The organism is Paenibacillus sp. FSL P4-0184 (genome assembly GCF_038004625.1).
In the GTDB taxonomy this organism is placed as follows: Bacteria; Bacillota; Bacilli; order Paenibacillales; family Paenibacillaceae; genus Paenibacillus_AQ.
Genome location: NZ_JBBORN010000002.1, coordinates 142,960 through 165,187, shown reverse-complemented (window position 1 = coordinate 165,187; position 22,228 = coordinate 142,960). Strand labels below are relative to the sequence as shown.

The window sequence follows — 22,228 nt, the reverse complement described above, 5'->3', positions numbered from 1 at the left end:
GGACTCCATTTTATTATTCTTTTTACCTTTTTGCAAAATAAAGAAGCTCGACGATCCCCTTAGAAGGAATCATCAAGCTTCAGGAATACCTTTTATTTCGCAGTATAAGCTACAGCTGCTCGGCAAAAGCGTTCTAACGCTTCAACTAGAATAGATCTAGGACAAGCCAGATTGATCCGCAGATGACCTTGTCCCTCAGTTCCAAAGACAGAGCCTTCATTAAAAGCAACTTTAGCCTCTTTGTACATCAGCTGTTTAAGTCCATCTATATCCAGATTCAGACCGCGGCAGTCAACCCATAGCAGGTATGTGCCTTGCGGATGCATCACTTGGACCTGCGGTAAATGCTCCGACAGATAGCTAATCGCATAGTCCACATTGCCTGACACGTACTCTAAAAGCTCATCCAACCATTCTTCACCATCATTATAGGCAGCTTCTACTGCACCTTGGGCGAAGTAGCTAGCCATATGTAAACTCAAGGCTTTCATTTTTCGATCAAATTTAAGCTTCAATTCCGGATTGGAAGACACGATAAAAGAAGATTGTAACCCCGGTAGATTGAAGGTTTTGGTCGCGGCAAGTGTGGTTAGTGTAATATTCGCAATTTCCTCAGATAAGGATGCAAAAGGGATATGCTCATAACCTGGAAGCGCCAAATCACAATGAATCTCATCAGAGATTACGGTCACTCCATAACGCAGACAGAGCTCACCAAGCTTCAGCAGCTCTTCTCTTTCCCATACTCTACCACCCGGATTATGCGGACTGCATAAAAGCAGCAGCTTGGCTCCACCTTGCATCAGCCCTTCCAATTGCTCATAATCCATCTCGAAGCGTCCATTACGAATAAAAAGCGGATTCTTGGCGACCTTGCGATCATTCATTTGGATGACGTCATAGAAGGGATAATAGACTGGCGACTGTAAAATAACCTCGTCCCCTGGCTCGGTAAACAGCTCTACAGCAAAACTTAAGGAGGTTACGATTCCGGGAGAATCCGAAATCCATTCCGGTTTAATTTCCCAATCATGCCGTCTTCTGAACCACGACGTGATAGCTTCTTTATAAGAGTCACTAGGTACACTGTATCCGTAAACCCCTTGTTCTGCGCGGCGCAGAATCGCTTCCTTCACTGCAGGAGGACTTTCAAAATCCATGTCTGCCACCCAAAGTGGCATAATATCCTTCTCACCAAACAACTTCTCGGACTGGTCCCACTTGTAAGAACGTGTATTACGGCGGTCAATTACGCGATCGAAATCATACTTCAATTAAAGTCACCTCATCCTTATAAACTTGTCCCTTATTGTATCATGAGGCGGAGGATATCGCACTCTGGATAAGAAAGAACGCACTTGTCGAAAGTGCGCCCTCCTTAACTCTTATACAACTACGTGTTATTGCAGCCACTCTTCCAAATGCGATGCCACAAATCCATCATCCACCAGATGGGGATAGTCTCTGCGCACTCTGTTGATTTCCTCCACTTGCCCCGGGGATAATCGTTCCTCCGGATTTAGACACCATAAGCCTTCAAGCAATCCTTGTTGGCGAAGTACTTCATGAATACCCGGGATACAGCCATGAAAATGATGCGCGGGATCAAATATCGCCGCATTGCTATCCGTCACTTCAGCCCCAAGCGTCAACCAATTGGATGCCAACGAGGGTTCACTTCTGACCTTTTTAATCTCATTAAGCAGCTGTACTGCTTTGCTCGTCCAGACTGCCCAGTGACCGAGTAGGCCGCCGACTATTTTTTTCTCAACGGGCTTGCCGTTCACCATAAATCGGAAGGTCGTGAGCAGATCGCTGACAATATTATCATCATTTCCGGTGTACAGAGCAATTTCTTCGCTACGGCTGGATTCAAGCACAGCTCTGACTACATCCAGCGTCTGATAACGATTGAACGGCGCCATTTTGATGGCGATTACGCCTTCTATTTCAGCGAAAGCCTTCCAAAAATCAAAGCTTAAAATCCGTCCTCCCACCGACGGCTGAAGGTAGAAACCAAACACCGGAATCACATCTGCCACTCTGCGACTTCGTTCTAGCAGTTCTTCCTCACTCAAGGTTTGCAGACCTCCCATGCTAAGCAGTCCCGCTTCATACCCAAAGCTTGCGGCAAGGCGCGCTTCAAGAACAGCCTGCTCCGTCCCTCCGCAAATACCCGCTACTTTCATGAATGGCCGATTTAGCTGGGCAAGCTCCACCTCTTCCGCAGCTAGACGTAACACAGGTTCCAGCAGCCCTACTTCTGGATCCCTGATCTCGAATTGAGTAGAATGCACTGCCACCGCGACTCCACCCGCCCCGGAAGCAACATAATATCGGGTAAGTGCCCGTTGACGTCGCTCATCCAGCTTGCGCTCTTTAGTTAAGGCGAGAGGATGTGCGGGAATAGCCAACCCATCATGAAGCGCGGCATGTAATTCCGAAGTCAAAGGTACTCTTGTCAGTGTCATTAATATTTGCCCTCCCGCTCCTGAAAATGCGTGGGTTTATTCCAGGTTTCTCCGCCTTGCCCTATCCAATCGCCAATCCAGTCGATCATTTCGGCCAGCGATACCCGCGGATAGCCAAAGGTGGCAGCGGCTTTCGCTGCATTACTTAGCAGTGCAGTAGGTGCTTCTGCACCTGTAAAAATCGGCTCAATGCCTAACTTTCGGCCGAATTCATTCGCAGCCCAGCGCAGGGACAATGTCTCAGGCCCAGTAATGTTCATGACATTAGGCGGCGAACTGCAACGCAGCAGTGCTCGCAATGCGATTTCATTCGCATCCCCTTGCCAGATCACATTGGCATGACCCATTGTGATATCAATGGGAAGTCCCTCCCTGACCGATCGAGCAAGCTCCAATAACACACCATACCGCAGATCAATGGCGTAATTCAGCCGATAAATGAACATCGGCGTTCCATTTTTATGAGAGAAATGTTCAAATATACGCTCCCGGCCCAGACAGGATTGCCCATATTCCCCATTCGCGTTCGGTGAAGTTCTTTCCGTTGCGCCTCCTTGGCTAACCGGAGTAAAAGGGTAAACGTTGCCTGTCGAGAATACAACCATTCGTGAATTACGGAACCGTTCCGCAACGCGGCCCGGCAGATAGGCATTCATCATCCAAGTGAAATGTTCATTCCCGGTCGTGCCGAATTTATTCCCGGCCATATAGAGAATATTTTGGGTTTCAGGGAGTGCCTGCAGCGCCTTATTGTCAGATAAATCGGCGGAGATAATCTCGACCCCGGCCTCTTCAAGCTCTCGTCTCAGCTCCTTATTCGAGAAGCGGGATACGCCGATAACTTTCTTGTTTAGCCCCGCTTGGCGAATTGCATTCACCGCTAGCCTTGCGAGACTGGGTCCCATCTTGCCCCCTACGCCTAGTAGCATAATATCTCCATCGAGCTGGCTAAGTTCCTCAATCAGTGCTGCCGATGGACTTGCCAAGCGCTCCTCCAACTCTTGAACGGTTCGCATCATTGAACTCTCCTCTCCATTGACTCAAGTTTGTTGCTTTTACCACAAAAGACCTTATAGCTTGGTGTAATCGGACACGATGCTAGTTGTAATTGAAAGCCGGGCTATCTGAGATTAGAAACTAGCTTGTTGTGATCGGAAACCAAGCTAACTACAATCGAAAACTAACTAGCTACATTCACAAACCAGCTTGCTACAATCGAAAACCAACTCCCTGATTGCAGAATGTGCAATAGAATTTCCAAATTCATCGCTAAATAATGAATCTATTGCACTTCATACATCAGATTCCTGCCATAAGCTCGTTTAGTGGTAATTATCTGAAATTTCATTGCACATAGTGCAATAGAATCAAAATTCAGTCTCTCTGAGCGGAATCTATTGCATAAAATGCAATCACTCAAAGCAAAGCAATCATCACATTCAAATCAATCAAAGCAATAAACCAACCTCAGTCCAGCCTATCCAGTTCAGTCAAACAATCTAGTAAACTCATACTAACTTTTGTCTTAGTGTAGCTTAGGCGCTTACCTTGTAATCCGACGCTTGGTCTCATTCTCTTCCAACACCTACAGCCCTAAGCCCTCGCGGAAACATCCAACTCAATTTCATCGCCATCCTGCACAAGGTTCGCAATTCCTCCGATAGCCACTTCCGGAGCCGCAAATACGTACGATTCGTACGATATTTGCGACATGCGCGACACTTGCGATTCGTGCAATTCGTACAATTCGTACAATTCGTGCGATATAAGTGTATTTCGTACACTTATATCAACTCCTGTTCCCGTAGATAGTACTTTAGTTGTACTATCTGCAATTAAAAATCCAAAATGAGCCTACAAACAGCGATTTGATAAGATTTAACTGTATGAAGTGCAGTTAAAGTCCAAATGAGACGATTACAATATACTGTAGTTGTATAAAGTGCAGCTATTTCATCTTCACAGGCATTAGATTATTTCAGTCTCGGCTATTATTTCGAGTGCACCGATTCCCTCTCGCTCAGCAACAATTCTCTAAGCTCAACAGGGAGAAGAAAGTCAAAGTCACAACCGAGGTTCGCTTGAAGCACACGCTCATGAAATAGTAAGCCATACCCCCTGTCGTAGTGCGGCTTGGGCGCTTGCCATGAGACCCTACGTCGTGCCAATTCTTCATCCGACACATTCAGCTCCAAGCGCCTCGCGGAAATATCCAGCTCAATTTCGTCGCCATCCTGCACAAGCGCCAGCGTACCACCAACAGCTGCTTCCGGCGCCGCATGTACAATCAATGCGCCATAGGAAGTACCGCTAATCCGCGCGTCAGAGATGCGGACCATGTCGCGTATGCCCTGCTTCAGCAGCTTTTGTGGAATCGGGATTTGCCCGATCTCCGGCATCGCTGGAGCACCCTTCGGGCCTGCGTTTTTAAGCACTAGCACGCTGTTCTCATCCACGACCAGATCAGGATCATCGATCCGCTTATTTAGATCGGCCGGGCTCTCGAACACTACTGCGCGTCCGATATGCTTTTTGAGATGAGCGGATACAGCGGTTTGCTTGATCAGCGCCCCATCCGGCGCCAGATTCCCGCGCAACACAGCAATTCCACCTTGGCTGTCGAGTGGCTCCTCCAAGGTACGAATCACATCTCCGTCAAGTGTTGCCGCCTGAACCAGATTTTCTGTAACCGTTCTGCCTGTTACAGTCAAACAATCCCCATGCAGCAGCGGCTCCAGCTCCTTCATCAGCGCGGGTACACCACCTGCCTCGAAATACTCTTCCATCTGATATTTGCCCGAAGGACGCAGGTTCAAAATAAACGGGGTCTGGCTACTGATCCGGTCAAATGTCTCTAAAGGCAGCTTCATCCCCAGCCGCTGGGAGATCGCTATAAGATGGATGATAGCGTTCGTCGATCCGCCGCTCGCCATCGTAACTGTGATCGCATTCTCTATCGCCGCTGCAGTCATGATGTCGCGGGGACGAATGCCCTGGCGAACCAGCTCTACGATCTGCTTGCCCGTTCGCTCAGACATATGCCTGCGTCTGCTGTCCGGCGCCGGAATAGCCGCACAGCCCGGTAACGCCATGCCGATCGCTTCGGCGATCGAGGCCATCGTGCTTGCTGTGCCCATCACCATGCAGTGACCATCACTACGGCAAATTGCATTCTCTGCAACAGCCAGCTCTTCGTCACTTATATTTCCGGCTTTATGCTCCAGCGTAAAGCCATAACAATCCGTGCACGCTCCAAGGCTACGCCCGCCCAATCGGCCATTTAGCATAGGGCCACCTGTCAATACAATGGCTGGAATATTGGCGCTAGCGGCTGCCATCAGCTGAGCGGGTACCGTTTTATCGCAACCCCCAAGCAGCACTACCCCGTCAATGGGATGCCCCTTCATCATTTCTTCCGTATCCATCGCCATCAAATTACGCAGCAGCATCGTTGTAGGCTTCACATAAGGCTCACCAATCGAAATCGTCGGGAATTCCATCGGCACTCCCCCTGCCTGCCAAACACCACGCTTCACATAATCCACCAATTCATTAAAATGGGAATGGCATTTATTCAGCTCACTAAACGTGTTGCAAATGCCGATCACTGGCTTGCGGAGATCTTCTTCGGTGTATCCCATAGACTTCGTGAAGGAACGATGGATAAATCCCCATAGATCTTTTTCCTGAAAATAAGCCTCGCTCTTCAACTTACCGCCTGATTCAGCCACACTCTCCTCGCTGTCCCTGCACTCCGCCATGACCTCATCTCCTTTTAACAACCTCGCCTATAGACCAAGCATAAATGTTTCAGATAAAACCAAGAATTTCCGGTGTTAGACGATGTATTATGTCCTCAATATATTTTTGCGGTATTTGTGGCAGCTTCGTTCCCTCCGCCAGATCATTGATATGGTACAGAGCATCCAGCATCTTCTGTGTCCCAAAGAACGGATAATCCGACCCAAACAATATTTTATCTTGAACCCCATATTCCATCGCAGACACCAGTGCATTATAAAATTGCCAAGGTCTACTTCCTAAAGCAGAAACATCCATATACAGATTAGGGTGCTTGCGCACCAGTGAAATACACTCATCAATCCAGGGATGACCCATATGCGCCACAATCATCTTCAGCTTCGGAAATGCACGGGCAATCGGGTCCAGCATCGCCGGCCTTGATGCATCCAGATAACCCTCCGGTACAAAAGAGGTTCCTTGATGCCATAGAATAGGTACATCTAGCTGTTCTGCTTTGGCATAGAGGGCATAATGCCTGGGATCATCAGGATAAAAGTTCTGATAGATAGGCGCAAGCTTCAGCCCTTTTAATCCCATCTCACGGATCGCAGTCTCAAATTCAGCAACACAATCCAGATGATTGGGATCTACACTTGCAAAACCGAATAATCGATCTGGATCCGTGCGACAGTAATCTGCAACATAATCATTCGGCACAACCAGTCCCGTTGCATGCGCTGCCATGGCCAATACGATGGCACCAGAGAATCCTTCCAAATGACTACGATGTTGCTCGGGGGTTGCTTCGATATTCATATCCGGTCCCCAAGCCCGTTTGATCGCCTCATCCGTAGGTCCTGAAACCATTCCCGGTCCAAACAAATGGGTATGACAATCGAAGATCATCCCTACTCCCTCCTATTCGCTAACCATCGTATTTGTAATGGCACCAAGCTTCTCAATCTGCACCGTGACCACATCACCAGCTTGCAAATAGACCTGATCCTCTGGAGGGTAACCCATCACTACGCCTTCTGGTGTTCCAGTCAGGATAATATCCCCCGGCGAAAGCGTCATACACTGGGATACATAGCTGACAATCTGCTTGCAATTAAAAATCATGTCCGAAGTATTGGAGTTCTGACGCAGTTCACCATTCACCGTACACTGAATATCGAGCTGATTGGGATCGCCTACTTCATCCGCAGTGACTAAGTAAGGCCCAATGGGTGAAAATTTATCGCAAGACTTTCCCGCTAGCCATTGACTCGTCCGCATCTGTAAATCCCGCGCCGACAAATCATTAGCCGTACAATACCCGAAGACATAATCCAGTGCATCTTCCTCCGTCACATATTTCGCGGTTCGTCCGATGACGATGCCAAGCTCTGCCTCGTAGTCCACCTTCTGGCTGTTCCTCGGAAGCGGAACTTCTGAGCCATGTCCAGTTAGTGTATTGTTAAATTTATTGAACAGGATGGGAAATTCGGGAATGGCCATCCCAGTCTCTTCCGCATGCCGGCGATAATTAAGGCCAATACAGATGATTTTTCCAGGATCAGTAACACAGGGACCGAATGCTAACTCATCTTCCTGCTTCAGCCAGGATGGATTCACTTCTCCTTCAAGCAGGTCATTCACAAAAATCCTCAGTTGGTTAAGTGCATCCTCCCCACCATCAAGCAATTGCTTAACCGTTACTGGAACCTCCGTCCGAGTGGATAATGCAGTCTGTGCCGCCTCAATATCCACCACACCATGGTCGGTTAGAACGCCCATATGATCATCTTCTTTTTGCAAAAAGGTAACTAGCCTCATCTATAACACTCTCCTTCACTTTATGCATTTTTTCCGAAGACAAGGCCACCATCCACATATAGCGGCGAACCCATTACAAACCCGGACTCATCGGAAGCTAGAAATAGTGCAGCTCGTGCCACATCCTCAGGTTTGCCAAGCTCACCGCTAAGCTGTCTACGCTTAATGGCCGCAACCGAAGCCTCTGGATCCAGAGAAGTCTTCAAATAACCTTCTACAAACGGAGTCATAATCGTACCTGGTAGCAGCGCATTTACACGAATGCCGTAAGGTGCATAATCAACCTGCATCGCTTTAGTTAAAGATAGAACAGCTCCCTTAGAAGCACTGTAGGAAACTCGCTCTGCGACTCCGATTTCGGCGATGCCAGAGGACATATTAATGATAGAACCCTTCTTGGTCTTCATCATATAAGGGAGGACAGCCTTGCAGGTTAAGAACACACCCGTCACATTAACCCGCATGACCCTCTCCCATACTTCCTCGGAAACCTCATGTACCGCACCCACGCCACTGATTCCTGCATTATTAAAGAGCACATCGATACGTCCAAAAGTATTAAAGACTTGATCAACCATCACGGTAGTACTGCTAGCATCGGTTACATCACAGGGTATGAACATCGCATTTCCCCCCGTCGCCTCTATTTCAGTGACAGCGGCTTTTCCTGAATCCTCTTGGACATCGGCAATGATTACTGTCGCTCCTTCTGAAGCGAATAAAGCAGCCGTGCTTTTTCCAATTCCCGAGCCAGCTCCGGTTATTATGATGATCTTATCTTTGAGTCGCATCGCTTTGCCTCCTCTTCCTACTCCTTAGCCTGAAAGTTTCCCGGCAACAAGCCAGTCACCCCGGGCTTAGCCATAAACAAACCGCCTGCAAACGGATAATCACGTAACTCTTTCTCGTGCATCCCTATCCTTGCAGTTGTAATGTAGAGTTCCGTTAGATCACTGCCTCCAAAAGTACATGAGGTCACCAGTGGTGCTGGAACTCGAATGAGTCCAAGCTGCTCACCCGTCTCCGGGTTCCATCGTGATACACAGCCTCCGCCCCAGTGGGCGACCCAAAGCATGCCTTCACTATCTATTGTCATTCCGTCCGGATAGCCAGTTGTTGCAGGAATTCGGAACGCTAATCTTCGGTTACTTATCCTTCCAGACTTTTCCTCGTAATCAAATACATCCACCTGCCTAGTCGGCGTATCAATGTAATACATCTTGCTCCGGGAATAGTCCCAAGCCATTCCGTTCGAGCAGCCAATGCCGGATAACAATTGGTGTGTGAAACCATCAGGCTCCACGACGTAGAAACCTCCGGAATCCGGCGCATCATTGTTCAAGCTTATCGTTCCCACCCACAGTCGGCCTTGTCGATCACATTTGGCATCATTTAATCGGTTGAGTGGTAGCTCTGCTTCTATCGAAGTCAATAAGACAGGAGAATTCTCAGCTTGAGAGAGATAGACCCCATCCTCCATGGCCAATGCAAGTCCTCCCGCAGTGGTTGGAATCACTGCGCTGATCATCCGGTCGAAGGAGCGGACTACTTCATTACCCGTGATCCGGTTGTATATTCTAAGCTTCCTTCTCGTAACATCCACCCAGTACAACTGTTTGGATTCGGCATCCCAATGCGGCCCTTCACCAAGCTCAGCCTGAGCATCAATCATCAATTCTGCCTGAATTTCTGTAATTTCCAAAACGTTCACTCCTTCTTTTATTTACAGCTCACTACCATTAGCCAAATGTCCACCATCCACACGAATGGTTTCTCCCGTTACATAGGAAGCTTCATCAGAAGCCAGAAAAAGAAATACATTGGCAGCTTCCCTTATCGTTGCCGCCCGCTTCATCGGTGTATGCTCCGAATAAGCCGGGAGCTTCGAAGCATCGCGCAGCTTGCGGTCGAGGGGTGTATCCACGAATCCCGGTGCTACTGCGTTTATCCGGATCCCATAAGCCGCCAGCTCCACTGCCATCGATTCGGTTAGCAGTATAACAGCAGCCTTAGAAGCATTGTAATGCGCGAGCTCGGAGCTTGCCGATAGACCATTTTTTGAGCTCATATTAATAATGGCGCCTCCGCCGCCCTGAGAAATCATTTGTCTTGCTGCAAGCTGACCAATTAAAAAAACAGCCTTTACATTGATATCAAACACTGCATTCCAGTGCTCCGCCGAGATATCGAGAAAGTGTTCACGAAAGGCGATTCCGGCGTTGTTCACTACAATATCTATCCCGCCGAATCTTTCAAAGGCTCGGGCAACAGATTGCTCCAGCTGTGACACATCGCGAAGATCACACACCTCCGTTGCAGCCTTTTCACCATAATCCTTCAAGGTTTCAAGTGCAATAAGAAGCTCACCCTCACTTCGGTCCAGCAACACCACCTGAGCGCCTTCTTCCAGAAATCGATGGGCGATTCCCAGTCCAATTCCTCTTGCTGCACCTGTGATTAGCGCTCTTTTGCCAGCCAGCCTCATGTATATCACTCCCTCGAATCTTGTTCAGAGCACCCCGTATTTATCGTAGACCTGCCGCAAGGTATATCCTTCGAGCAGTTCATCCCGTGTATGATTCTCCCGAGTCACCTTATCCATAGCTAATTGGAACACTTCATCGATGATGGCGCCCGGAATCACAACGATACCATCACGATCACCAAAGATTACATCTCCGGGATGGACCATTACGCCACCGCATAGTACCGGAATGTCATAGTCGATAACAATTCCACGACCTTGAGAATCAACAGGTTTGGTGCCGGTAGCAAAGACAGGAAAACCAAGCTCCAGAATTTTAGCAGTATCACGGATTAGTCCATCTACAATGGCTCCGCGGCCACCTCTCATTTTGGAAGCCGTAGACAATAGCTCTCCCCACAGTCCGTTCTGCCGCGATTCATTCGTGCAGCCGATGACAATCTCACCAGGCTTAACGCTGTCCACCGCCTCAATCTCCTTCGTGTACGGATCTTCCGGCAAATGATGAATATCCACAGACAGAATGGTCTTTGCTCTTCCGGCAACGATCCAGGTAGGATCTATCGGGTTAATATTTTCACGCATCACCTGATTACGATAGCCCAATTGATCCAACGTATCAGAGATTACCGCAGAGTAGAGCTTTTCACACATACTATCGAACAATTCCTGATCCTTCATAGGCGGTTCCATCCTCCTCAAAGTTTTGTGCTGCTTACAGCATCCTCATTTATTTAAACGCACCGGTTGGCCTGCATGAGCAGATTGATAAGCGGTAAGTGCAACCTCTGTGGATCGGAGTCCATCTATTCCCGAAATTGGTACCTCCACCCCTTCTAAAAGCGCCTGTACAAAAGCCTTCAGCATCAGTTCATTCATGTCATCCCCCCAGAAGGACCAGTTCCCTTTGCCAGATGCTCTTCCGTATACATTGTTTTTTTGGTTAAAAGCATCTATGGAGATGACACCTTTAGTTCCAATGATTTCCAGGGTCACATCCCCCCATGTGGGGAAGCCGGGATTGCGTGACCAGCTAGGATCCAGCACTCCGAACACACCATTCTCAAAAGTTACATGCACCATTCCAGCATCATCGATCGTCCGCTTGCACTCTGAATCAAATAAGGTATCCGCATAGGCATACACCTGTTCTACAGAAGAACCAGAGAACCAGTTCATCAGATCCATCACATGCACAGTGTGATCTAGAACAGCACCGCCTCCCGATAGGTCTTCATCAGAGAACCATCTAGGTCCCGGAAAAGAACCTCTGTTAGTTCCTTTAAAAGCGATAATTTCACCAATATCGCCGCGATCTAGTGATTCCTTAGCCCGCACAACCGGAGTGAGGAAGCGGCAAGGAAAGGCTGTCATAAGCTGTACTCCCTCTTCAGAGCAGACCGAAATCATGCGTTCCATTTCTTCCACTGACAGACCTAGCGGCTTCTCGCACAGTACATGCTTGCCCGCTCGGGCTGAAGCGATGGTTAGCTCAGCATGATAGACATTTTCCGAGCAAATAATTACGGCATCTATATTCGAGTCTTCCAGAAGTTCCTTGTAGTTAGCATAATAGGGAATCGAATGACGTTCTGCGAGCGCCTGTGTGCGCTCCGGCACCTCATCAGCAATTCCACTGACCGTCACTTCAGACATGTGCAGTAAACTTGCCAAATAGTCAAAAGCATGCGCATGCGCGAAACTGATCATGCCAATATTCAAACGGCTCATTATATATCCCCCTTCACTTCAAGCTTCACCGGTTGATGGGTCATTGCCGATTGCTGAGCGGCTTCAGCCCAACGTACAGCTTCCAGCGCATCCTGCGCAGTGACTATCGGCTCTTCCTCACTTGTTAGACAGCTTAGAAAATGCTCCAGTTCCAAATAATACGGATCCTTCAGCAGCACACTCGAAGGCGTCTCCACAAATCCCGATGTAGAGCCCGTCGTTATCGACTTGCGAATATGCAGACTTTCGCCATCCCCGGTCCCGCCTGAGATGATTCCTTCCGCATCCGCATATTCAAAAGAGGAGTGGAACGACCCTGGATACCCCCAAAATGCTTCAAGCTGAGCAATGGTTCCATTCTTAAACCGGAATGTAGCTGAGGCATAATTTATATCTTCCGACTGATGTTGGAACGCATACAATTCACGGGCTTCACCAAAAGCCCCACGAATGTAGTCAATGTCGTGAATCATTAAATCCATAATGACGCCACCGCTAAGAAATGGATCCCGAAACCACGCTTGCACGTTTCCGGGATGTGAACCCGCCCGTTTAGCATGGTATATTCCGCCTTGAACACTGCCAAGCTGCGTTATTCCCTCCGCAAGCTGTCTATAAGAAGGAAAGAAACGAACGACATGGCCCACAAACAAACGTACACCGCGCTCGTTGCAGTAACTAATTGCTTCTTCCGCTTCTTGCGAAGTGAGTGCGAGCGGCTTCTCACAGATCACATGCGCTCCATGGTCAGCCGCAATCCGTACCAGTTCTACATGCAAATAAGTCGGCACAGCAATACTGACCACCTCTGGCTTTACCTGCTCGAGCATTTCTTGTACAGATGTAAAATAGCTAACGCCCACTAAAGTTCCTAGCACCTCAGCGGCTTTTTCAACGATGTCACATACGGCGACAAGCTCAGCTTCGGGCATGGACTTGTAGCGATCCGCATGAACAGTCCCCATGCCACCGCATCCAATCACTGCTGTCCTAATCAATACACTACACTCCTTTCAGATTGTGCTTTCCTTTACAGACGAACATCAGCACCGCTTACCCGGCTTTCGTTGGCCGCTTCGATGAAGCGAATCAACTCTAGTGTTAGGGAAGATCGTACCGGTGGAGAGTCCCCTCGCGCCATAGCTATAAATTTCTTCAGTAATTGCTGATGTCCTGCGTTGTAATTTGCTCCGAGCGCGTTAATTCCGTTGCTCCCCCGTTCACGGTGCAATACGATATAGAAATCAGAGCCGCCTGTACGATTTCCGCGGATCGTCCCGATTCGCCCGTCCTTCCACTGGCCGACTACCCATTCTTGCGCATCGTTACTGACGGCACGTACGCAATGGCAACCTTCTCCAAGAGCGGCATATAACATCTCAGCAGCGTGTATACCATACCAGAATAACCCCGGTTGTGTCGGCTGAAGATCGAGTGGTCCAGTGCAATCCGCACCTAGAATAGCACCTGCACTTTCATCCTCTAAGAGGGCTACCAGCGGTCCACCGAAACGTAGCATAGAGCTGGAGAAAAATGGCGTTCCATACCTCTCCGCCAATTCCACAATCACCTTCGCATCTTCAGAAGAAACCGCTAACGGCTTGTCAATGAATACTGGCTTTCCGTAAGGAGCCAGCACCGCAAATTGTTCCTTGTGCACTCTCCCATCTACAGAAGTCAATAGAATCGCATGGGATCTCTCCGCAACTTCTTCTATAGAATCGAGCAATTCAACCCCATAGCGCTCCTGCAATTCAGTGCTAATCGGTCTCACACGTGAATAGCTTAGCTCGAAATCAAGAGAACCCCCCGGATAACCGCAGTGGAGCCTGCCACCCGGAATATATAGCGGATGAGATTCATCATTTAGCAGCGCCGCGAAAATCCTGCTATGTGAAGTGTCCATTCCTACCATACCGATCTGCAACTCTTCCATTTCAACAACACCTCTTATTCGGTTGACAGCCCCATGGAGTGATCCACTTATTTAAGAATTAAACGTTCTTCTCTGAAACGCTCAAGTAGTTCCATGTATTCTTTTCCCACTTGTTCGATGCTGTAAGTAGTTCTAGCTTTCTGTTCTCCCAATGACTTCAAGCCTTCCCTCAGACTATTCTGCTCCAGCAGTGCGCTCAATCTGTCCACACACTCCTCTTCATTGCCTGATTCGTATAGGGAAACACTTAACAAACCATCCAATAATTTCGGCAACGCCCCTACACTCGGAACCACTACCGGACACCTGCAGGCCATCGCCTCCAGTACGGTCATCCCAAAAGATTCATTGGTCGTGGTACTAATATATACCCCACCATTCTGCGCAACCGATGAATAATAGCGATGCATCTCATCGTAATCCACTTTGGGAATCCACTTGAAATACTTAATCCCCTGCTGTTCCACCTTTACCATCAGCTGTTTCTTGATCTCATCGGGAGCAGTATATCCCCCAACAAGCATAAATTGCAGCTCTGGCATCTTGGCATTCAGCTTTCCAGCAATGTTCAAATAGGACGACCAGTTCTTGTGATCATCCAGTTTACCTACCCACAAAATAGTGGCAGGCTCCTGCTCAATACCCGCTTCATACCGGAACAAATCGGTATCCAGGCAATTATTAATATGATAAGCACCCGCTATGCCGATACCGTCCAAATAATCCTTCATGTAAGCGGAGGGAGTGATCACATAGTGAAAAGGCAAACTATCTTTCGTTGCGGCCAACTTCTGCAGGGGTTCGGAATAGGTGGTATGTACCTCATGAATAATAACCTTCCCCTCTTGTACAGGCCCAAGTGCTTCATACAGCTCGTAAGTATCAATTGTAATAATGACATCGAAATCATAGACTTCCATGTAGCTCTTAATTTCTTCAACCGTCCCTAGAATTCGGACATGCTCATAACCTTCAAAAGCGCTCGCCCCGCCGTAATCCTCTAGAAAAGCAAAATGCACTTCCGAGTGGTGCCGCAAAAATTTGAATCTATTTGCAAGTTGAGTGGTTACCCCACCCAGAATACAGAATTTATAAAAATATAAGATTCTCATCATCCCTCACCCTTCGCCAAGGATTGTGCAGACCTTACTTGTGCATCCGATACAATGCTGTAGTTCTTGCAAAAAACAGATCACCCTCACGGTCCATCGTCAGCAGCCGCGCATCGTCATTCAACACCTCAAGCTCCTTACTCCGCACATCAAACTTGAACAAGCGATTCATCGACACGCCGTACAGCATGCCTTCCTTGTAGAGCAATTCATTGCCGCTACGCCAAAAATGAGTCACATCATTCCAGTCCATGGAGAACAAAGAGTAAGTCTTTACAGTAAGCTTAAGCTGTGGATCGAACCGAAATAACTTACCTGCCGTCAAACCCCAAAGATGCCCTGCATCATCTAGAACCAAAGCAGAAATAGCCCTTTCCCCTTGCACCGGTACACCTTCCCATACTTTGCAGCGCTTCTCTAGATCCCAAATCATTAGAGAGGCATCCGCACGCTGAGGAGCAATCCCAAGTCCACCCCAGACGGACCCTCCAGCAAACAATAGCTGATCTCTACAGGTCAAGGACACCACACTCTGCAGCGGCAAAAGATTTCTAAATACCTCACGCGCACCGCTCGCAGGATTGTACAGTGTCAACGCTCCTCCATGCCGACCATAGGAAGGAACCGTTCCAATTGCCAGTTCTTCTCCTGCCCAAGCCCAAGCAAAAGGGCGGTCCTGCTCCTCTTCCTGTAAGGAAAATAGCAGCTCTGGATTCTCTCCCGGCTTCCAATCTTCATTCGGGTCATATTTGAAAATATTCGCTCGCGGATATACACCTAGATAAAGACAATCGCTCCCAGCAAGCATACCTTCCGTCTGACCAATGCCCCGATATGAAATGATCTCGTCGGCTGCCTTATCGAATCTGGCCAGCCCACCTGCGAAATACCCTCCGATATAGAGAGCATCATCAGGTCCATAGGTCATAGACTGCAAATGGACCGATTGACCTTGCAGGCCGAAGTCTTTGACCGTATACCGATCCGTCGCCGGATCGTAAATCCAGCAACTCCCGTCCCTGTATACACCCGTTAAACAGCGCTCTTTCCGATTTAGAGCATGGTTATTCAGCCAGCCATAATCACCTGCCGGCTCCGGCATAGCTAGTGAAGTAACGAACAGGCTTCCAGTCCGGACATCATAACGCTGCAAATAGTCATCTTTAATGAAATACACATTTCCCAGCTCATCCGGAGGCGAAACACTAAGTCCACTCACATGATCCACAGTGTATCTCCACTCCTGCAGTTCCAGATCATAAATATACAACCGTGCAGACGGTGTAATTCGAGCAAAAAGCTTACCCTGAACGATGTTCAAGTCATAAACCAGTTGCTCGCCTTTACATTCATCCGGTAGCCTGATTTCCGAGCGTTCTCCCGTCTCCGTATCCAGTACAACAATATGCGGGGTTTGTGTACCAACTCCCACATAGAGCTTACCGTTCCACGCTTCCATAGAACGTGCATACTGTTCTCCAGCTACCATAGCACCGTAATCCCTAAACACTCCTGTCGCTGGGTCATACTGGAACACTTTCCCCCCAGGATAACATCCCCCATAGATCCTGCCTTGCGTATCTGCTGCCAACCGCCACGTATAGAATTCACCGGGAATCATCTCACCCAGGTTCTCCACACCATTCTCATGAGTGTACCTGTACAACATACCGCTTCCCCCGATATACACTCCGCTGGTTGTTAAGACTACACCCCAGCAATGATCCGAGCCTTCCAGCGCATACCGTTCCACCGCTTGTTCACCGCTCGGGTCTAGAACAAATAAGATACAAGGACTTCCGGAAGAAACAGCGTAGATCCGGTCTGCCCCTTGCCATGTTCCATTAGCTGAAGCCCAAACCGCCAGACCGTTCAGTGGTTCACCGATCCGCAGCGCCTTCATCTGCTCCCGCCTTCTTTCGTCAGCTGTTCCTTCACCTTCGTTTCACATCCAGAGACTGCTGCAGGATAAGCTAAGACCGCTCCCAACAGATCCACGGGGTCCTCTGCATAACGCCGAAATGCTTCTTCACAGCGTTCGACCGGGAATATTGCGCTAATCAACGGCTTCACCTGAATGTCCCCTTCAGAGATTAACCGAATATATTCAGCCATATTACGACCTTCCGTCCACCGCACGTAGCCGTAAGGATAGTCGATCCCCTTCCGCTCATAGATAGGATCATATCGTCCGGGACCTCCGGCTCTAGAAATCAGCACTTGGGCTTCCTTCCCGAACATCAGATCACGAGAGAAATCAGGCTTAACATCTCCAACCAACAGTACCTTGCCGCGATCCCGTACCCACTCTAGCGCTTGATCAATAAGGTCTCCGGTTTTACCGCCGGCGCATACAATGACTGCATCTGCTCCCATGCCCTCCGTCAGGTTAGCAAGATGTTCCTTAACCTTCTCCGGGCTAGTAGCAATATGTCTAATTCCAAGGCGCTCAGCCATCTCACAGCGCTCTGTAAGCAAATCATAGACGATCACCCGGCATCCTGCCGCCTTAGCGATCTGAGCAATCAACTGCCCAAGAATTCCGGCACCGATCAGCACAAGTGTCTCCCCAAACTGCGGTGCAACCTGCCTTACTGCATGTACTGCAATGGCTCCAAGTCCTACTGTTGATGCTTCCTCCGAACTAACATGGTCAGGAATGGGCACCATCAGATGCTGAGGCATTAGCAGCCATTCTGCATGCTTTGCATAAGGTCCGCCGTAACAAGCTACCCGAAGACCCTCAGGCCAGTGTTCCATTCCTTTCCCACGTGTTCGGATTACACCCGCTGCACTGTATCCAAGTACAATTTGTTGCGTACGGTGCAGGCCATTCATCATCATTTCCGTTCCGGGGCTAATCGCCGAATATTCAGTCTGGACTAGTACAAATCCATCTTCAATGACTGGTGTCAGAACATCCGACATGCGAATCTGTCCTTCCTGAGATATTACCGCCTTCATATGTCTTCTCCTCCCGACTGCTTCAGAAACAATTCCGTCACATGCAGCATCTTCTCTATCGCTGTTACTCCTTCAACGCACCGATCATTACGCCTTTTACAAAATATTTCTGCAAAAATGGGTAGATCATTAAAATGGGAACGGTAGCAATGATAATCGTAGCGAATTTAATAGATTCACTAATACGAAACACCTCATCTTGGGTAACGCCAGCCAGCATATTTTGCGCAGAGGATTGAATCAGGATTTCCCTCAATATCAATTGAAGCGGGAACAAATTCCGATCCTGTAAATAAATCATGGCCGAGAACCAACTGTTCCAGTGGCCTACCGCATAGAAGAGGGTCATCACCGCCAGAACCGGCATGGAGAGCGGAAGCACGATCCGCAGTAAAATTCTGAAATCGTGGGCGCCGTCTATCTTGGCAGACTCTATCAAACTATCAGGGATAGACTGAAAAAAGGTCCGCATCACTATCAAATTGAAGGCACTAACCGCACCAGGCAACAGCAGCGCCCACCGTGTATCATATAAGCCTAGCTCACGGACATTCAGATACGCAGGAATTAGACCACCACTGAAAAACATCGTGAACACAATGAAAGCCATAATGACATTTCTCCCCTCCAGATTCTTTCTGGACAGAGGATAAGCACCAAGTGTAGTTAGTACCAGATTAATTAACGTACCGACAATGACATAAAAGAAAGTATTTCCGTAAGCTGTCCAGACCCGCGTATCCTCAAATACCAGCTTGTAAGCATCCAGATTAAAGCCGATTGGAAAGAAGCTTACCTTCCCCGCAGCAATAGCATGAGCATCGCTGAATGAGGAGACCAGCACGTACCACATCGGGTACAGGAACAGGAAAGAACACAAGATCAGAAACAGCACATTGCAGCTGTCGAAAATGATTTCACCCATACTGCGTTTCACAACCATTGTCTACCCTCCTAAAAATCGTACAAAACTCGCATCGGAAGCTTATGCTCACCATAGACTGCTCTCAGTTGTTTTCCGGCTAATACGATTGGCTAGAACGAGTAATGTGAAGTTAATTATGGAATTGAATAATCCTACCGCGGCAGAAAAACTGTAGTTCGCTTCCATCACACCTCGTCTATAGACAAATGTTGAAATAACATCCGCAGTGACGTACGTTCCTGGATTGTAGAGCAATATAATTTTGTCCCAGCCCACATTCAGCAGGGTACCGACATTCAGAATCAAGAGAATTAGGACCGTAGGGAGAATCCCAGGCAGCGTTATATTTGTTAGCTGTTTCCATCGCCCTGCTCCATCTACAACTGCAGCTTCATACAGGCTCGGATTGATACCAGATAAAGCCGCTAAATAAATAATTGAATTCCAGCCTAGGCTCTGCCACATGCCAGAACCCACATAGATCGTTCGAAACCATTCCGGCAGAATCAGGAACTGGATAGGCTCAGAGATCAGGCCGATGCCAAGCAACAGGCTGTTAATAATTCCTCCGGGCTTTGTGAAATCAATAATCATCCCGCAAATGACGATGAGCGAAATAAAATGCGGCAAATAAGACACGGTCTGCAGAAAGGACTTCAGCTTCTTGAGCCGCAGCTCATTGAGCAGCAAAGCAAAAGCAAGTGAAGCAGGAAAAATGAAGATGAGTGAGTAGAAACTCATTAAGAAGGTATTTTTAAGCAGTCTGAGAAAATAATAGCTTTCGAAAAACTTTTCGAAATTCTTGAAGCCCACCCAAGGACTATCCGTGATCCCCAAGTAGGGGTTGAAATTCTTAAAGGCAATGATCGCCCCATACATCGGCTTGTATTCAAATATCAGAAAATACAAAACCGTAGGAAGGAGCATGAGATAAAGATAGCGATTGGAGGCTATCCGCTTCCAGGGAATCGGACTCCTCTTGACCGGAAGCTTCCTGCTTTCAACTTTAGCGACTTTTACAGGTACAGCCATATAGTTCTCCTCTCCCGGACACTGGCGTTAGTCATAGCTGTCATGTGGCGAGCGGTCACAAAGCACTCTCTGAACCGCTCGGCCCACGACAACCTCCTCACAAGCTGAATCATTTCCCTTTAAATCGCTCGTATGCAACCTGATACTCTTTTAACACATCGTTAATTCCCATCTTCTCAAGTTGCTTCATTACTTTGTCATAGTCCTCAATCTTTTGGCGCCCCATGATCATGGCATTGATTGTTTCGGCTACATAGGTCTGAATATCGGCCATCAAAGGAACAACTACATCGTTTTCCTCTGTTGTGAATTGGACTGGAGGCAACTTGCTATCAAAATCGATATAGTCACTATATAACTCGAGCGGATTCTCCGTTTGCCCGTTAGCTTCTCGGATTTGTTCAGCATATCTGGTATCCGCTACTGTAGCCCAGCTTCCGCCCCCGATCGTATGGTTCAGCAGCTCTTGCGTATTGGTGAGGCCATTGGTCGGATGAGTTACTTCTTTCTTATAAATCGGTTCTCCGTTTACCAGATCATATGACTTGCCTTCAACCCCAAAGTTGTTCAGCAGAATGCCTTCTTCTGAGTATTGATAATCCAGCCATTTCATCACTTCCTCAGGATGTTCCGTCCGCGAGGAAACCGCTAATCCGTGTGCTGCTGCCTGCCAGCGGAAGGAGACATGACGTTGATCACCGTTGGGTCCTTTAGGTGGAATGGCTGGTGCAATTTTGAAGGTTGGATGTTTGCCCTCCATTAGGGTAGTAAAGTTCCCCATGTAGGAGCCAGACCAACCAAACCATGCCCCTGCTACATCGGTAGTCACCTTCTCAGTCAGCGTCTGGAATGTGGTATCTACCAGATAGTTCGGGTCAAGCAATTGTTCATCGTAAAGACGGTGCAGATAAGTTACGACATCCTTGAATTTAGGATCATTCGGGCCATATTTTACTTGGCCATTATCCACGAAGAATCCGTAATCGACGCCAAAGGCAGGCGCGAATAACATCATGATATTTTCCAAGTTGACTGTGACTAGTGGAATTTCATCCTTCTTGCCATTTCCGTTGGCATCCTGCTCCCTAAAAGCCTTGAGCATGTTATACCAATCTTCGGTAGTTTCCGGCATAGACAGACCCAGCTTATCAATCCAGTCTTTCCGTACTTGCGGGAACATTTGAGTGAGATCCTGTGAATCAAGAACGAGATTAGGCAGGTAAAAAATGTGGCCTTCAGGCGAAGTAATTTGTCCCCGGATATCCGGGTTGTCGTCGAGGATTTTCTTGAAGTTTGGCGCGTTTTTCTCAATTAAATCTTCCAGAGGAAGCAGCGCGCCTTGTGTACCATATTTTCCGGAATCCGTGCCCCATAGATCATTGTAGATAATGTCCGGCAGCTTACCAGATGACATCAATAGGCTAAAGGCTTCCGCACTGGCTTCCGTACTATGCTGAAAGTCAATATGAATGTTAGTGTTCTCTTCCATTTGCTGAAAGGATAATTTCTCATTAAAATTAGTTCCTCTGAAATTGCCGCCGCTGGGTGACCAAAGTGACAGTTCAACCTTATCTGAAACAATCGGGAGCTGCAGACCACCTACTGTTTTACCTTCCTTAGCGGGAGCTTGCGTAGCCTTCTGAACTTCCGCAGTAGGATCTGTGGTATTGCCCGTCTTAGTATTCGAACCGCCACAAGCAGATACGAGTGTAACTAATGACAACAGGACAGGCAGCAGCAGAACTAATTTCCTTTTAGCAACATTCATAATTGAACCCCCTATTAATAACTAAAAAATAAGATAATCATTATGATATATTCACTAACATCAATCAGAAGGAATCAACGATGCATTAATAAATTTTTAAATGAGTCATCACTCTGAAAATTACCTTTTATAGGGGATATCCTCCTTTCAACTGCCTTTTTTCTACTTTAATTAGACGAAAACATCTGTTCTGACTTCTTTTTGATTTACATTTCAGAGTATCAGATCTCTTATTTCGCTAA

At 47.9% G+C, this 22,228-nt stretch carries 19 protein-coding genes; all 19 read right to left on the bottom strand.

All coding sequences use genetic code 11. The features are described from left to right. Positions 1-92: 92 nt before the first annotated feature. The gene (locus MKY52_RS22410; protein WP_341053633.1) at positions 93-1,274 is read right to left on the bottom strand and encodes a MalY/PatB family protein; all 1,182 of its coding nucleotides are present in this window, start codon (positions 1,272-1,274) and stop codon (positions 93-95) included. A 126-nt stretch (positions 1,275-1,400) separates the two neighbouring features. Continuing rightward, positions 1,401-2,471: a dihydrodipicolinate synthase family protein gene (locus MKY52_RS22405; RefSeq protein ID WP_341053631.1), complete on the bottom strand. Its 1,071-nt coding sequence runs from the start codon at positions 2,469-2,471 to the stop codon at positions 1,401-1,403. Continuing rightward, on the bottom strand, positions 2,471-3,487 hold the full coding sequence (locus MKY52_RS22400; RefSeq protein ID WP_341055593.1) for an NAD-dependent epimerase/dehydratase family protein: 1,017 nt from the start codon (positions 3,485-3,487) through the stop codon (positions 2,471-2,473). The genes MKY52_RS22405 and MKY52_RS22400 overlap by 1 nt, the downstream gene beginning before the upstream one ends. Positions 3,488-4,462: 975 nt before the next feature. Continuing rightward, the gene (locus MKY52_RS22395) at positions 4,463-6,232 is read right to left on the bottom strand and encodes an IlvD/Edd family dehydratase (protein WP_341053629.1); all 1,770 of its coding nucleotides are present in this window, start codon (positions 6,230-6,232) and stop codon (positions 4,463-4,465) included. A gap of 49 nt (positions 6,233-6,281) precedes the next feature. Continuing rightward, a complete protein-coding gene (locus tag MKY52_RS22390; RefSeq protein ID WP_341053627.1) occupies positions 6,282-7,121 on the bottom strand; it encodes an amidohydrolase family protein in 840 nt (279 codons plus the stop codon). Positions 7,122-7,133: 12 nt separating this feature from the next. Then, entirely contained in the window at positions 7,134-8,033 is a 900-nt protein-coding gene (locus MKY52_RS22385; RefSeq protein WP_341053625.1) for a fumarylacetoacetate hydrolase family protein, read from the bottom strand. 20 nt (positions 8,034-8,053) lie between these two features. Further along, complete coding sequence (locus tag MKY52_RS22380; RefSeq protein WP_341053623.1) at positions 8,054-8,824, bottom strand: SDR family NAD(P)-dependent oxidoreductase; 771 nt, start codon at positions 8,822-8,824, stop codon at positions 8,054-8,056. 17 nt (positions 8,825-8,841) lie between these two features. Continuing rightward, a complete protein-coding gene (locus tag MKY52_RS22375; protein WP_341053620.1) occupies positions 8,842-9,735 on the bottom strand; it encodes an SMP-30/gluconolactonase/LRE family protein in 894 nt (297 codons plus the stop codon). A 21-nt stretch (positions 9,736-9,756) separates the two neighbouring features. Further along, positions 9,757-10,518, bottom strand: a complete 762-nt coding sequence (locus MKY52_RS22370; RefSeq protein WP_341053618.1) for an SDR family NAD(P)-dependent oxidoreductase — start codon at positions 10,516-10,518, stop codon at positions 9,757-9,759. A 24-nt stretch (positions 10,519-10,542) separates the two neighbouring features. Further along, on the bottom strand, positions 10,543-11,199 hold the full coding sequence (locus MKY52_RS22365) for an RraA family protein (protein ID WP_052404229.1): 657 nt from the start codon (positions 11,197-11,199) through the stop codon (positions 10,543-10,545). A 45-nt stretch (positions 11,200-11,244) separates the two neighbouring features. Next, entirely contained in the window at positions 11,245-12,249 is a 1,005-nt protein-coding gene (locus MKY52_RS22360) for a Gfo/Idh/MocA family protein (protein WP_341053614.1), read from the bottom strand. Further along, positions 12,249-13,247, bottom strand: coding sequence for a Gfo/Idh/MocA family protein (locus MKY52_RS22355; RefSeq protein ID WP_341053611.1), 999 nt, complete (start codon positions 13,245-13,247; stop codon positions 12,249-12,251). The genes MKY52_RS22360 and MKY52_RS22355 overlap by 1 nt, the downstream gene beginning before the upstream one ends. A gap of 32 nt (positions 13,248-13,279) precedes the next feature. Next, positions 13,280-14,185: a Gfo/Idh/MocA family protein gene (locus MKY52_RS22350; RefSeq protein WP_341053609.1), complete on the bottom strand. Its 906-nt coding sequence runs from the start codon at positions 14,183-14,185 to the stop codon at positions 13,280-13,282. 47 nt (positions 14,186-14,232) lie between these two features. After that, positions 14,233-15,300, bottom strand: a complete 1,068-nt coding sequence (locus tag MKY52_RS22345; RefSeq protein WP_341053606.1) for a glycosyltransferase family 4 protein — start codon at positions 15,298-15,300, stop codon at positions 14,233-14,235. A 31-nt stretch (positions 15,301-15,331) separates the two neighbouring features. Further along, the gene (locus tag MKY52_RS22340; RefSeq protein WP_341053603.1) at positions 15,332-17,200 is read right to left on the bottom strand and encodes a WD40 repeat domain-containing protein; all 1,869 of its coding nucleotides are present in this window, start codon (positions 17,198-17,200) and stop codon (positions 15,332-15,334) included. Continuing rightward, entirely contained in the window at positions 17,197-18,261 is a 1,065-nt protein-coding gene (locus MKY52_RS22335; protein ID WP_341053600.1) for a zinc-dependent alcohol dehydrogenase, read from the bottom strand. The genes MKY52_RS22340 and MKY52_RS22335 overlap by 4 nt, the downstream gene beginning before the upstream one ends. Before the next feature lie 64 nt (positions 18,262-18,325). Next, positions 18,326-19,204 (bottom strand): carbohydrate ABC transporter permease, encoded by an 879-nt coding sequence (locus MKY52_RS22330; protein WP_042126182.1) that lies wholly within the window; start codon positions 19,202-19,204, stop codon positions 18,326-18,328. Between the two features lie 48 nt (positions 19,205-19,252). After that, a complete protein-coding gene (locus MKY52_RS22325; RefSeq protein WP_081951079.1) occupies positions 19,253-20,218 on the bottom strand; it encodes an ABC transporter permease in 966 nt (321 codons plus the stop codon). 109 nt (positions 20,219-20,327) lie between these two features. After that, positions 20,328-21,986, bottom strand: a complete 1,659-nt coding sequence (locus tag MKY52_RS22320) for an extracellular solute-binding protein (RefSeq protein ID WP_341053597.1) — start codon at positions 21,984-21,986, stop codon at positions 20,328-20,330. Positions 21,987-22,228 lie beyond the last annotated feature (242 nt).

Bases quoted from the DNA above. Each gene is read 5' to 3' on its own strand.
- MKY52_RS22345 (WP_341053606.1), bottom strand. From the start codon at position 15,300: ATGATGAGAATCTTATATTTTTATAAATTCTGTATTCTGGGTGGGGTA.
- MKY52_RS22320 (WP_341053597.1), bottom strand. From the start codon at position 21,986: ATGAATGTTGCTAAAAGGAAATTAGTTCTGCTGCTGCCTGTCCTGTTG.
- MKY52_RS22400 (WP_341055593.1), bottom strand. From the start codon at position 3,487: ATGCGAACCGTTCAAGAGTTGGAGGAGCGCTTGGCAAGTCCATCGGCA.
- MKY52_RS22385 (WP_341053625.1), bottom strand. From the start codon at position 8,033: ATGAGGCTAGTTACCTTTTTGCAAAAAGAAGATGATCATATGGGCGTT.
- MKY52_RS22370 (WP_341053618.1), bottom strand. From the start codon at position 10,518: ATGAGGCTGGCTGGCAAAAGAGCGCTAATCACAGGTGCAGCAAGAGGA.
- MKY52_RS22390 (WP_341053627.1), bottom strand. From the start codon at position 7,121: ATGATCTTCGATTGTCATACCCATTTGTTTGGACCGGGAATGGTTTCA.
- MKY52_RS22405 (WP_341053631.1), bottom strand. From the start codon at position 2,471: ATGACACTGACAAGAGTACCTTTGACTTCGGAATTACATGCCGCGCTT.
- MKY52_RS22360 (WP_341053614.1), bottom strand. From the start codon at position 12,249: ATGAGCCGTTTGAATATTGGCATGATCAGTTTCGCGCATGCGCATGCT.
- MKY52_RS22350 (WP_341053609.1), bottom strand. From the start codon at position 14,185: ATGGAAGAGTTGCAGATCGGTATGGTAGGAATGGACACTTCACATAGC.
- MKY52_RS22335 (WP_341053600.1), bottom strand. From the start codon at position 18,261: ATGAAGGCGGTAATATCTCAGGAAGGACAGATTCGCATGTCGGATGTT.
- MKY52_RS22340 (WP_341053603.1), bottom strand. From the start codon at position 17,200: ATGAAGGCGCTGCGGATCGGTGAACCACTGAACGGTCTGGCGGTTTGG.
- MKY52_RS22325 (WP_081951079.1), bottom strand. From the start codon at position 20,218: ATGGCTGTACCTGTAAAAGTCGCTAAAGTTGAAAGCAGGAAGCTTCCG.
- MKY52_RS22380 (WP_341053623.1), bottom strand. From the start codon at position 8,824: ATGCGACTCAAAGATAAGATCATCATAATAACCGGAGCTGGCTCGGGA.
- MKY52_RS22395 (WP_341053629.1), bottom strand. From the start codon at position 6,232: ATGGCGGAGTGCAGGGACAGCGAGGAGAGTGTGGCTGAATCAGGCGGT.
- MKY52_RS22365 (WP_052404229.1), bottom strand. From the start codon at position 11,199: ATGAAGGATCAGGAATTGTTCGATAGTATGTGTGAAAAGCTCTACTCT.
- MKY52_RS22330 (WP_042126182.1), bottom strand. From the start codon at position 19,204: ATGGTTGTGAAACGCAGTATGGGTGAAATCATTTTCGACAGCTGCAAT.